General features: G+C 56.7%; 11 protein-coding genes. 9 read left to right on the top strand and 2 right to left on the bottom strand.

Annotation, left to right across the window (positions count from 1 at the left end; genetic code table 11):
* Window positions 1-380 precede the first annotated feature (380 nt).
* The 8 genes from N018_RS11870 to N018_RS11835 all read left to right on the top strand — a co-directional run bounded on the left by N018_RS11870 (window position 381) and on the right by N018_RS11835 (window position 7,950).
* A complete protein-coding gene (locus tag N018_RS11870) occupies window positions 381-1,154 on the top strand; it encodes a hypothetical protein (protein ID WP_025389684.1) in 774 nt (257 codons plus the stop codon).
* A gap of 46 nt (window positions 1,155-1,200) precedes the next feature.
* A complete protein-coding gene (locus tag N018_RS11865) occupies window positions 1,201-2,337 on the top strand; it encodes a type IV secretion system protein (RefSeq protein ID WP_025389683.1) in 1,137 nt (378 codons plus the stop codon).
* A 28-nt stretch (window positions 2,338-2,365) separates the two neighbouring features.
* Window positions 2,366-2,887 (top strand): DUF4189 domain-containing protein, encoded by a 522-nt coding sequence (locus N018_RS26410; RefSeq protein WP_229631358.1) that lies wholly within the window; start codon window positions 2,366-2,368, stop codon window positions 2,885-2,887.
* A 310-nt stretch (window positions 2,888-3,197) separates the two neighbouring features.
* Window positions 3,198-3,728, top strand: a complete 531-nt coding sequence (locus tag N018_RS11855; protein ID WP_025389681.1) for a hypothetical protein — start codon at window positions 3,198-3,200, stop codon at window positions 3,726-3,728.
* Between the two features lie 8 nt (window positions 3,729-3,736).
* Complete coding sequence (locus N018_RS11850; protein ID WP_038401209.1) at window positions 3,737-4,369, top strand: hypothetical protein; 633 nt, start codon at window positions 3,737-3,739, stop codon at window positions 4,367-4,369.
* Window positions 4,366-5,664 (top strand): lipase, encoded by a 1,299-nt coding sequence (locus N018_RS11845; RefSeq protein WP_025389679.1) that lies wholly within the window; start codon window positions 4,366-4,368, stop codon window positions 5,662-5,664. The genes N018_RS11850 and N018_RS11845 overlap by 4 nt, the downstream gene beginning before the upstream one ends.
* A gap of 30 nt (window positions 5,665-5,694) precedes the next feature.
* The gene (locus N018_RS11840) at window positions 5,695-6,264 is read left to right on the top strand and encodes a hypothetical protein (protein WP_025389678.1); all 570 of its coding nucleotides are present in this window, start codon (window positions 5,695-5,697) and stop codon (window positions 6,262-6,264) included.
* Window positions 6,265-6,435: 171 nt separating this feature from the next.
* Complete coding sequence (locus N018_RS11835) at window positions 6,436-7,950, top strand: MASE1 domain-containing protein (protein ID WP_025389677.1); 1,515 nt, start codon at window positions 6,436-6,438, stop codon at window positions 7,948-7,950.
* On the opposite strand, the gene N018_RS11830 is transcribed toward N018_RS11835, so the two are convergent.
* A complete protein-coding gene (locus N018_RS11830; protein WP_025389676.1) occupies window positions 7,931-8,365 on the bottom strand; it encodes a hypothetical protein in 435 nt (144 codons plus the stop codon). The genes N018_RS11835 and N018_RS11830 overlap by 20 nt on opposite strands.
* A 538-nt stretch (window positions 8,366-8,903) precedes the next feature.
* On the opposite strand from N018_RS11830, the gene N018_RS11825 reads away from it, so the two are divergent.
* Entirely contained in the window at window positions 8,904-9,797 is an 894-nt protein-coding gene (locus N018_RS11825; protein WP_003474182.1) for a LysR family transcriptional regulator, read from the top strand.
* Window positions 9,798-9,971: 174 nt separating this feature from the next.
* Here the strand turns inward: N018_RS11825 and N018_RS11820 are convergent, their stop codons facing one another.
* Window positions 9,972-11,885: a tyrosine-type recombinase/integrase gene (locus tag N018_RS11820; RefSeq protein ID WP_229631349.1), complete on the bottom strand. Its 1,914-nt coding sequence runs from the start codon at window positions 11,883-11,885 to the stop codon at window positions 9,972-9,974.
* Window positions 11,886-12,046 lie beyond the last annotated feature (161 nt).

Genomic DNA, 12,046 nt, shown 5'->3' with positions numbered 1-12,046 from the left:
TGGCGGCGTGTCAGATTTTTCCTACCCTCCCCGCCATATCCTTGAATTGGCAAGCGACAGGCGATGACCACACTGGCCGATGGTGGCCGGCAGTGGAAATTTGATCTCGTCTATGCCAGAGTTTGGCCAACCTGCCTCAACTGCACATAAGGACGATGGCCGCAGCAGGCTCCAAACCTACCGATGTCTTGCGGGCCAACAGCCCGCTCGGGCATCTGTGCATGAACGAAACCGCCTCGCGCCGTCCCGACTCACGCCCTCCTCGTATCCCGCACATGCCTTCTCCATCTGGCAGGCTCATCGCCCGCCAGCCAGCGCCGTCTGGTTCCGCATTACTGTCCCGCCATCCACCTGTACGAACAAGACCGTTGAGGCTCGTCATGACTGAACATTCCCGCCGCCCGCGCCTTCTGTTTTCACGTTTCGTTGTCGGCCTGTTGCTTGCTAGCGGGCTCTGCGCTGGTCAAGCCAACGCCCAGGTGCTCGTCAATGACAACATGTCCATGGGAAAGGCGACACAGGAATACACAAAGCAGGCCGAACGTTTTAATGAAACGCGCAAGCAGTATACGCAAGAGCTGGGGCACTATAAGCAGCAGCTCATCTCGCTGCCGCGGTTGAATCTTGGCGAATCCACCATGCCGGACAATTTTGAGGAACGCCCGCAGGATTACGGCCTGAGGGATACCTGCCCAGGCGCCAAAACCACCGGTCTCAAAGGCCTGCTGGATAAGTTCAAGTCGCTCGCCCCCAACTACGAAGGCGACATGGTGGAGGAACAGCTCAAGATTTGCGCACGCATGGTGCTGGCCCAGAATGCGCAGTACAACGAGTCGGTGCGCATGCTCAAGCGCTTGATCCAGCGAAACACTCAGTTCAACAAGCAGGTGGAAGCGCAACGCGACAGCGGCGGTACCAGCCAGGGCGCCCTGGCGGCAAACGACAATGAGGTCCACCGCTTCGTGGCACAGAACGCCATGGACCTGGACTACTGGCAGGCCCAGATGACAGCGTACGACAACTACATCGTCTCGCTCAAGGATGACCAATCGCGTTTGTCTCGAAAGGCTCTGGACGGCGACAAGACCGGTTGGCTTGCCCCGTTGGGACAAATCGTGCAAGCAGCCACGTTGGCAAAAGCACTAGAGAACTGATTCGCCGGGACGCGTGAGTCCCACCACGACAAACAGGCAGGCAGCAATGGACGGAAGTTTCCACGGAGCGATGAGCTGGTTGCAGCCCATGGCGGACATGAACATCGGCGATTTCGTTTTCTTCAAACTGGTCAACAACTACTTTACCAACGAGATCGACAAGTTCGGTTTCGAGGTGATGGGCCGCGCCATGAAGTGGGTCAGCGCGATTGCCTTGACGGCGACCACGCTGTGGGTACTACTGCTGGGCTATCGCATCGCAACCGGGCAATCGCGCGAAAGCGCACTGACCACGATGACCAAGGCGGCTAAGATCGTGATCATAGTGACCTTCGCCTCCGCAGTAGGCGCCAATGGCTCCTCCATACAAACAGCGACCCAGAATCTGGACAAGGAGATCCACGAGCTATTCACGGGCGAGGAAGAGAGTTCCGCCGAAGCGATAGACAAGAACCTGGCCTATACGCAGATTGCGCTGACCGCCCTGGATGCGGTGAATGTCGTACACGACGATCCCGAAGCATTGGAAAAGAAAGGCCGGGCCATCTTCATGGCGGGCTTCGGCACCGCCGGTCCGCCGATGGTGGCCGGCGCGATGCTTCTGCTGTTCAAGTTCACCATGGCTTTCCTGATCGGCATCGGCCCGATCTTCATCTTGTTCCTGATGTTCGATCAGACCAAAGACCTGTTCAAACGGTGGCTTTTCTATGTGATCGGCACGCTGTTTTCGATGTCGATGTTGTCAGTAGTCACTGGCATGGTACTAAAATTCACCGCGAAGGCGGCCGCCGCCTATTGGGCGGCGAAAATCATCACGCTGAACAATGCGGAAGGATTGTCTTCGCAAGCCTTGCAGCAAGGCGGGATTGGATTGATTATGACCTTGGTGATTGTCACGGTGCCAGGAATGGTGGCTGCAGTCTGGCAGGGACAGATGGGGACGTTCATGGCCTACACTGCATTCAATAATGGCGCAGCCTCGTCCCCTGGGCCGCAGGGGCAGCCAGCGGGGTCGTATGTTCCTCAGCAAATTGCTAGAAATTCCAATCAAATTGATGATCGCGCATCTGCTGCCGCCCCTCAACACTCAACCCGCTCAATCGGGTCAACGGGAAACTCGCAGCCAACTCAAATTGCAGGCTCTCGTGGCAATGCTATAAAAAATGAAGGCGGTAGCGCTTGAGTTAGAGTTAATTATTTAGATAGGCGTTATGAATATGAGATGGGATAAGCTTTCCTTTTTACTGTTTATCTTTGCGTCCTCTGCGATGGCTGAGCAGGGTTGTCCACCTGGACAATACCCAATAGGCGGACAGGGCGTTGCTGCATGCGCGCCAATCCCTCAAGAAAATCCTATTCAGCAGCAGTCCCGCCCAAGTGGCAAGTGGATAAAAACTTGGGGTGCCGTTTCAATTGATAAATCCGATGTAGGAGCGCTTGGTGTTTCCATTGGAAAACTATCTAAGAGCGAAGCGCAGCAAGATGCGATTGCTGGATGTGTCAAGGCAGGAGGAAAGGACTGTCGAGATTGGGTGGCCTATGAAAACCAATGCGCTGCCGTTGCGGAGCCTTATCGCGATGGCCGATCGTCAGCAGGGACATTGCATATTAAAACAGGAGCATCGCCTGAAAGCATTAAAAAGGAGGTGGAACGTATTTGCTCGCAGGAGAATGGCGGTGAATGCAGAGTAATCTATGCAGCGTGCTCGGAGCCAATTTTCCAGAAGTACTAATTACTGGTCTTGCTTGGCACTAGACATGACATCGCACCTCAGATTGAGGAAGTCCAGAAGATATACAAAATAGACAAAGGCACTAAACCCTGCCCAAAGAGGGAGAGTCATGAGAAAGCGTGGATTTCTCGAGACGTTCTTGTTGTACGTGGTGGCTGTTCAGTCACTGGCTCAGACCGGCGGTCTAGTATGAATTCAGCCCATACAACATGCTCTTCCTCTTCTATACCATCGGCCTCTCTAGTAATTGATGGACGCCACTAAATTCCGTCAGTCGCACATTCTGAGCGCAGCGTAAAGGAGAAACCTGATGGCGCAGAAAGCCACGTCTCGACATACAGATTGGGAACAATCGATTCAGCGTATCTACATCTTGTTCACCACCGTCATTCTGTCGGTGTCTCTGACTGCCTGCATGACGGCCTTGACTTACAGCCTATACAGCGGCATCTCATTCGTTTTGGCGCAATGGGTAGCCGGCTTGAGCGCACTTTTGCACGTTGCGGTAGTGGTCATGTTGTCGAGGCTCACAGTGCAGGCGGCACTTGTCTGCAAGTGCTTACAATCCAACAGCAAGCGTACTGCGGAATCCAAGCAATTGTGGAAATCGATATGGAGCCTAATGATCGCGACGATGTTTATGTTGCCATTAACCATTGGCGCGTTTGCGCTTCCGATTTCACTTTCTGTTGTAATGCGGGTGCCTGAAACCGGCACGCTGTTCGCATTTCTGATAGTTGCACTGCTCATGCAGCGTATCAACATCCAGCGCGCATGCCGGCAATTAGCCAAAGAAATCCCCGCGGCCCAACAGGCTGCGCAACGCACGCTGGTCGTGTGAGGCGGCCTATGAAAATTCATATTCCCGGTGTTCTTCTCTTTCTTTTCTTGGCGGGGTGTAACCCTATGAATGCTGTTCCTGGCAAGACAGACGCCGATGGCGATCCGATCTACCGCAAAAATCCTCATCCCACCCAGGCGTATCGGATCACGATGACTATCGAGAATGCGCCGGGGCCGTTTGGATTCGTGGATGCCGCGGCGCTTTATCAGATGACCAACCATAAACAATGTACGCCAATGGAGCCGATCGAGGGTGTGTGGAGCAAGTCGAAGGAAGATGGAATTCCCATGCGCTTTCAAAAAACCAATGAAACGACGTATGTGGCGACGATTTATGCCGATGGCATGGTTGATTCCGACTATTACGGAAAAGGCGTGTGTCATTTCGAGCTGAGTGGAGTCGCAATTACGTTGAGAGCAACTGGAAAGCACGAAGAGACACGGTTTCAACCGGGACTATTCAAGGAGGAAATTTATAGCGCAGTTCCTAGCGTCACCTATTTTTGGTCAGGGGGATATCCAAAAGACGAGATGGATAATTACCCCGACACGGGTTACTCCGATCCATCGCGGTTCAAGGAGGAATTGCGCAACCAGCTGTTTAAAGTAACTGTCGTCTCCACCAAGGAAACGCCATGAGCATAACAAGTCAGCAGTATGCGGCGCTCGCCGATGATGTCTATAGCAAGCCGCGAGAAGTCGGTGAGCGCAGTAATCCCGTCAACATCGGCGGCGTTTCGTATAAACGCCTCGAATATGTGGATAGCCCTTCGGGCTACCAAGGCATCATTTATCAGCGAGTTGACAACGGCGAAATCGTCGTCGCGCACCGCGGTAGTGAGTTCGGCCGACAGCCGATACAAGATGGTTTATTAGCGGATGGTGGCATGGTCGCCACGCGTCACAACGCGCAGGCAGCAGATGCTATCGAATTGACCCGGCACGCAATGAATATGGCGGAGCATCAAGCTAAGCGTGCTGGCCATCGGCCCGAAGTCACCGTCACCGGCCATTCCCTTGGCGGTGGCCTGACCCAGATCACGGCACACCATTTCGGTTTAAAGGGGGAGACCTTCAATGCCTACGGTGCGGTCAGCCTGGACCGGCGCATTCCCGAAGGCGGCCACGATGTCATCAATCACGTGATGGCCGGAGATCCGGTCAGCGCGGCCAGCCGGCACTACGGCGAGGTGCGGATCTATGCCGTGCCTAAGGAGATCGCCACGCTGGAGCGGGATGGCTACGCCAACAGCCACAGCGCGCTCGACCTGCGCAATCCGCTTGCAGCGGCGATAGGCTTAGGCGATTCGCACCGCATACATAACTTCCTTCCAGTGGACAGCGACGGCAAGCAGGATCGCTCGGTGCTGGAAGACCCAGCGGCGCAGCAACTGGCGCAGCACTATGCGCCGATGATCGACAAATACCGCGGCGACGTGGCGTCGATTCGCACCGGGGTGACACTAGGCGCACGCAGCTGGCAAGGTTTGATCCTCGATGGTGTCGATGAATTGCGCGGTCCCCTCCCGCCCGGCACCGGGCGAAACATCATTGGCGTACCCAACTGGCCCGAGCATATGCAGCAGTTGAACGACACAAAACAGCACGGCACCGCGCCGCAGGGCTGGCAGACCCCGCTGAATGTACCCGAGGGCGTGGCGGCGCAGCCCAAGGCGCATGTCTCGCTGAACGAGGACCCCGGCGCCTTCCTGGATCGAATGCTGGCCGCCGCGCAGAGCGGCGACCGGGGCCAGTTCCGGCAGATGACGAAGGAACTGGCCAATGCCGAGCCTGGTCGTGCGCTGCGCGCTGAAGCGATCGAAACGGTGAACCAGCAGGAGCACCAGGCGGCGCAGCAAACACTGCAGACTCAACGGCAACAGGTTGAAAGGCAGCAACAGGAAACGCCGCGTATCGGTGCGCGCAGTCTCTGATCGTCCATACGTCCTGTTCTAGGAATCATGATGAACCAGTTCGACACGCTGGCGCTGGCGAGCAAGGCCGCTGCGCTGATGGAACAGTTCGAGCGCAGCTGCGCTGACCTCAATCGACAACAACAGCGACTAATACAGCACCTCGAACAAGTCACGCAATCATTGCCGGGCGTGACCGTGCGTTCGGTGCAGGAGACGTTGCAGCGTGTTCCGGATGCTTTGATTCGCCAGGTGCAGAATGGCCTTGACGAGTCCGTTGCCGGCTTTGAAAAGCGGCTGCAGCACGCGGGTAGTTTGATCAGCGAGGGCGCGCAGTCGTTGTCCACCCAACTCAAGCACGTCGAGCGCATGCAACGCCTGCTGCTGTGGAAGAGCGCCGCCATCACGCTTGGGAGCTTGCTGCTGTTGCTCGCTGGCGGCGGCTGGCTACTTATGCAGTACCGGCAGGACATCCGCGACAACCAACTACGCGCCGAGCTTTTGCGTGCTTACAACGCAGCCGACGTGACGCTGTGCGAGGGTCGTCTATGCGCCAATACCGAGACGCAGGGACCAGCCTACGGTGATCGTCGCCAGTACCGGCTGGTGCGCTCGCGCTGACACCAATACATAAAAGCAGCACCATCGCTGAGCCCCGACACGTGCCGCTATCGAGCCGCCGCCTATTTGAGGTGGTCGCCTCGTAACCAATGACGGTACCGGGGCAATTGTCTACCGCCCGTGTCGGAGTGGCTTCTATAGTTACTCTGTATCCGTACCAGGGAAGGGCACATGGCTGCAAAGGATTTCGCAAGGGGATGTCTGCTCAGTATCGTTTACTGCGCTGTGTTTCTTCTGCTTCGACGCTGGTCCGTCGATCAGTGGTATCTACCCGCAGGGCTCAGGCTGGTGACGTTGCTGCTGATGCCATGGCGCCAATGGCCTTACCTGCTGATCGGTGACATCGCCGCCGTCTTGATGCTCCGCGTGCCAATGGTGGAAGTGCGTGGCTACACCCTAGCATGGGCCTACGTCAGCGCATTTTTCTACATGCCTATCGTGTCGTTGCTGCCGCTGATCGCCCGCAGCCACATTCCCAATCTAACCCACAAGAACCATTGGCTCCTCGCGCTCGCGTTGATGATGGCAATCTGGGGATCGTGCTGCAGCCTGGCCTTCAACGCCGTCCTCGGCGGGCCTCAAGTGTCGGCGGTGTGGCAAACGCTGGTGAAGTACACCCTGGGCGATTTTCTCGGCATGTTGATGCTGCTTCTGCCGGCACTGCTCTGGCAACGTCGACCAAGGAGCGAAAAAGAAGCGGCAGCGCTTCTGCGTCACGCAGTCTGGACGCTTGCCGCGGTCGGCGCGCTGTTCGTGGCGATCGCCTTGTCCACCGACGTGCTGCTCAAGCAATTGCTCATGCTCGCGCTGATCTCACCCGCTATCGGGTTGACGCTGCGTCACGGCTGGCGGGGTGCGGCGCTCGGTATCGTGGTGGTGAACGTGGCTGTGGCGCTATCGCTGCCCAAGGTGAGTATCGACGGGTACTTCAGTGCCGATGTCTTCAATGTCCAGTTGCTGCTCAGCGCCGTCGCGATAGGTCTGGTGGCTTTCGGTACGCAACTTTCGGCGGCGTATGCGAACGCCCGCAGTTTCAGCCAATCCAGGGATCAGGCGCTACAGATGGCCCATTCCGGCTACCTCTCCTCCGAACGTGCAATGCGCAACCGCGTTGCCGAGTACACGGACATAAATGTCCAGCTCAACAGGTTGCGCCGAAACGCGATAACGTATCTGCGCACACGCGGCCACTATGCTGCGGCGATGGAGATGACCCGCAACGGGTTGATCCAGGCACGGTTGCTGGATAACTATGTCGAGGTACTCTATCCGTTGGCGATCGAGACGCACGGTCTCTACCACGTGCTGGCTTCGGTATCCCTCGCAAACAAGTGCGACACGGAGTTTCGCTGCCGCTTGCTTGGGGATCCAAGAAGAATGTCGGTCGGCCTGCAGCTTGCCGCGTACCGCTGCCTGCTCAACGCGGTAGAGTTTTTGCCGCTAGCACGGCGGCATCTGGTCAAAGCACGGGTCTGGCAGTCGCGCGGACGGCTGGGCGTCGCCGTCCAACTCATCGCCGACGCATCGGTGCTCGATGCGGTCCCGCGCGGCGACGAGACGCTGGAGGGTGAGTTTTTGGACAGGCTCACAACGCATGGCGGCACCTGTCGCCGCCGCCATGCGTTGAGCCTGAGCTTCCTTATCTCAGAACCCGTTCAAGATCGCATCAGTTCTCGGATGTCGTGAATACCCAGGAATTGCCCTGCGCTGCCTGCAAGACTCTGATGGCAATCGGACCCGATCGATAGATCAAAGTGCCCGAATTGTCATTGGCGCTGGAGGTGATCGTGACGCGGTTCACGTCCGTACCTATGGGCATGACCCACGTCGTTTCGTTGATGTGGCCTAGGGCTGCGCGCACAACGCCCTTGGTATCGTTGACCTGCAGATACTCCACGCCATCGCGCCGAAACGCATAGACCCGCCATGATGGATCGACCGCAAGGTTGGTCGCCGGCGGCATGCTTTGACCCAAGCCAGTGGTCGCAGCAATGGTATGCCCATCGCCTGGGCAACACGCCTGCGCCAACGCGCTGGTTGAAAGTGCCAAGCCGGCTATGAATCCGGCCACGATCACCACGGTCTTCACTTTCTGATTCATCAATCGTCCTCGCCCCGTCAGGGGAATACGCCTGCTTGCCAGGCCTCCCTACGGTACGCGCTTCAGAAGCGAACTAGCATGTTCGGCGCGCCTTACCGGCTCAAAAGTGCGTAGACGATTTTTCGTTCAGTGAACGCCTATGGACCTCTGTTTATGCGAACAAGGTATGGTGTGGCTTTAACCGAGGCACAGACGCCCTCATAATGATTTACGAAATGGTTTCATCCACATCCTCCTACTACCTAATCAATAGTACAGATGCACTATGGAAATATGAGATAGGGACTTACTATAGTTCCAGCGCGGATAAAATAGTCGTTTAGCTGGACATAATCCAACTGTAAGTCAAGCCACTCAAAGGCAGGAGTGACTATAAGATGCATGTCAATAATTTCATTATTGGAGAATAAATTCTTTCCGCAAACAAATCAGGCAAAGCAATAAACAAGTAGCACCCAAATCTTCTTCGACACCGATCTTGACGAGGCTTGGCAGTCAGATCACACATCAATTCGAAACAATAAGTAGCAAGCAATTAATGGAACTTCGACACCTTCGCTGCTTCGTTGTATTGGCTGAGGAGTTGCACTTTACAAGGGCCGCAGACCGTCTCCATATTGAGCAGCCACCGCTTTCCAGAACTATCAAGGAACTTGAGGATGAATTGGGCGCAGTGCTTTTTGATCGGGATCGTAGAGGCACCCGACTGACTGCGGCCGGCACTGCGTTCTTGCATGACACTAGAAGGCTATTCACCGTCCTGAAGCAGGCACGAGAAAATACCAAGGCCATTGCAGCCGGTTCAAGAGGTAATCTGCGCATCGCAATTTCCGATGGCGCAGTTGACCGGCGACTTTCCACATTCTTGGCCCATTGCCGTGAAAAAGAACCGGAGATTGAAATAAGGCTGTCCGAAGTTCCTTTGGCCGAGCAGTTGCGTGGCCTACGGTCAGGCGACTTCACCGCAGGTTTGGCATACACGGCCGAGATTGATGATGACTTTGTTGCCGAACCACTTTGGCAAGACTCGCTAGTGATTGCGGTACCTGCTCGGCATGAGTTGTTAGTCCATAAGGAGGTCCCACTTCATGAGCTTGGGAACCACCCACTTGTCTTATGTGACCCGCAGCTTTGCGAGGGCTATTACCGTGAACTAAGGCGCTTCCTTCGGCCTTTGAAGCGCGAGCCCAATGTCGTTGAATATACGTCTTCATTGGATATGATGTTCACTCTCGTCGGCGCGGGCTTCGGCCTCGGCTTCACCACGGAAACTAGGGCCGCATCCTGCTGCCAACGGCCTGATGTGGTAATCCGTCCCTTGGCGGCGGAGTCGGCAGTGATCACTACCTATCTGCTTCGCCCCGACAGTGGCACCCTGTCGGCTCCGTTGGAGCGATTTATCTCTCGCCTAAGCACCCATATTTGCAATTAGCGAGCTTCCCACAAACGATCAACCCAAAAAATTTAGCGTCAGGGGAAACCGACGTACCTGCTGAGTAGCTTGAGCCCAGAGCACAACAGGTCGCCAAGTCTGGAGACGACCCCGACCCGAAACCTGGTGACAATGGGCAGCCCCGCTCTGGTCATCAGGCCGCAGCGTTGGCATTCAAGCGCTTTCTAATACAGCCGCACCATTCATCCGGCGAATGCTCTGCCGCGCGCCCCCGGGGATAGCTTGCGGTGAGACGGTATCGGAGGCATCTGGATGATGTCGGCCGCCCATAATGGTCCGAACGACCGCGACAACATTGGTCGGCGTGACTACATCGATCGCTGCGCAATTACCAAGATCCGGGTGCGGCCGAGTCAGCATTCGGTACAGGTCCCATGAGTCAGCTCCTTGGCACTGATTCATAAGTACCTGGGCCAGCTTGTGCTTGAGTGGCACCAGTTGCCAATCGGGAACACGCTGCCCCCGATTACCCAGGCTGATGGACAGCAGCTTGCCTGCCTTCAGCTCGCGGTTGATCTGGTCCTTGGACTTACCGGCGAGCTTGCCGAACAGCGGCACCGGCAGGCAGCTAGGCGACTCGTACATGGCCAGCATTTCCTCGCGCTCGCGCTGGATTGCGGATGCTTCCGGTTTCGGCGTCCGAATGGGGGGCGGAGGCACCTGCGAAAGCCGCTGGAAGGTGGTTCCTTTAGTGCTTGGTGCCACAGCGATCGGCGTGGACAACACGTCGCCTTTAGCGGAAGCAGCGGCAATGGCCGCCGGCTCTTCCGCCATCGCAGGCGTCCCTTCAATATGGATGGTGAGATGTGCACTGGCATCTTTCACATGGCCCTGTTCAAGCAGATCGAGACGGTCAGCCCAATCCTGCATCATCCGGCGGCGCGGCTCGACATACATGGCGTGGTTGTAGGCCAAACTCACCTTGTTCGGATCGGAGTGCGAAAGCTGCGCGTCCACCCAAATCTTGGGATAACCGATCTCGTTGAGCGCCGTCGATATTGTTCCCCGGATGCCGTGGCCGGTCAGTTGATTCTCGTAGCCCATTCGTTTCAAGGCAGCGTTGAGGGTGTTCTCACTGATGCGCTTCTTGAGTTCGCTGCGGTGCGCCAGCAAATGCTTTTGGGCAGGCCGCATTACACGCAGGAGGTAGCGCACGATCTCGATGGCCTGGACAGAAAGGGGCACGATGTAAGGCGGTATGTCCTGCGGACGCCTACCCGCCTTGCGCATCTCGTCCTGAAGCTGCTTGACGATCTGCGGCGGAATAATCCAAAGACCTCGGTCGAGGTCGAATTGATCCGGGGTGGCTAGCCGCAGTTCGCCGGTACGAACCCCGGTCAGGAACAGCAACCGAATGCCGAGCTGCGTTTGCCAGCCACGCGGATTGTAGAGCCTGAGCTTCTGGAGGAAGTCGGGCAGTTCGGACAGATGCAGGTAGGGATTGTGGTTTACCGGTGGCTTGGGCTCGGCTACCACATCGAGGTCGGTGGCCGGATTGGCCTCCATGCCCTCGACAATGACCAGGGCGTAGCGGAACAACTGGCCCAGCCAAGTGCGGACCTTCTCGGCAGTGGTGAAAGCCTTGCGCCGCTCGATCCGCGCCAGGACGCCCATGAGTTGAGGCCGGCGAATGTCGTAGATCGACATCTTCTCAAGGCAGGGCAGCACGTCCTTGCCGAAGACTCGCTGGATCTGCGACAGCGTGCTGTTTCTGCCTTCCTTGAGTTCCTTCGCACGATGCTCGACCCAAGCATCGAAGACGGCCTTGAACGTGTAGTCCGAGGCCAGCTTGATAGCGTGTCGCTTCTGTTTGCGTTCTGTATGGGGATTGATGCCCTTCGCCACAAGCGCCCGGGCTTCATCACGCAAGGCGCGTGCTTCGCGCAGTCCGATCTCGGGGTAGCTGCCCAAGGAGATGCGCTTTTGCTTTCCGAGCCAGTAGTAGCGCAGATGCCACGACTTTCCACCGACGGTGGTGACCACCAGGCTAAGGCCGTCGGTGTCGGGGATACTGTAGGTTTTCTGTGCGGCCTTGGCTTGCCGCACGGTCAGATCAGAGAGTGCCATCATCGAACTCCTAAGTCGTGAGACTTAGGCTCAATGCTGCTGGTCAACCCAATCCAACCCTAGCAACAACCCGGAACCGGTACCACCCGCATTCTTTGGCCTCAATTTTGGCCTCAAAAACGCTGGCTGTCGGTGGATTTCCGTGGCTTTTACTGGAACGA

Origin of the sequence: Pseudomonas syringae CC1557 (genome assembly GCF_000452705.1) — a bacterium.
GTDB classification, from domain to species: Bacteria; Pseudomonadota; Gammaproteobacteria; order Pseudomonadales; family Pseudomonadaceae; genus Aquipseudomonas; species Aquipseudomonas syringae_F.
This window is presented reverse-complemented; position numbering and strand designations above follow the sequence as displayed.

Coding starts and splice junctions, on each gene's coding strand:
- N018_RS11870 (WP_025389684.1), top strand. CDS start 381: ATGACTGAACATTCCCGCCGCCCGCGCCTTCTGTTTTCACGTTTCGTT.
- N018_RS11865 (WP_025389683.1), top strand. CDS start 1,201: ATGGACGGAAGTTTCCACGGAGCGATGAGCTGGTTGCAGCCCATGGCG.
- N018_RS26410 (WP_229631358.1), top strand. CDS start 2,366: ATGAATATGAGATGGGATAAGCTTTCCTTTTTACTGTTTATCTTTGCG.
- N018_RS11855 (WP_025389681.1), top strand. CDS start 3,198: ATGGCGCAGAAAGCCACGTCTCGACATACAGATTGGGAACAATCGATT.
- N018_RS11850 (WP_038401209.1), top strand. CDS start 3,737: ATGAAAATTCATATTCCCGGTGTTCTTCTCTTTCTTTTCTTGGCGGGG.
- N018_RS11845 (WP_025389679.1), top strand. CDS start 4,366: ATGAGCATAACAAGTCAGCAGTATGCGGCGCTCGCCGATGATGTCTAT.
- N018_RS11840 (WP_025389678.1), top strand. CDS start 5,695: ATGAACCAGTTCGACACGCTGGCGCTGGCGAGCAAGGCCGCTGCGCTG.
- N018_RS11835 (WP_025389677.1), top strand. CDS start 6,436: ATGGCTGCAAAGGATTTCGCAAGGGGATGTCTGCTCAGTATCGTTTAC.
- N018_RS11830 (WP_025389676.1), bottom strand. CDS start 8,365: ATGAATCAGAAAGTGAAGACCGTGGTGATCGTGGCCGGATTCATAGCC.
- N018_RS11825 (WP_003474182.1), top strand. CDS start 8,904: ATGGAACTTCGACACCTTCGCTGCTTCGTTGTATTGGCTGAGGAGTTG.
- N018_RS11820 (WP_229631349.1), bottom strand. CDS start 11,885: ATGGCACTCTCTGATCTGACCGTGCGGCAAGCCAAGGCCGCACAGAAA.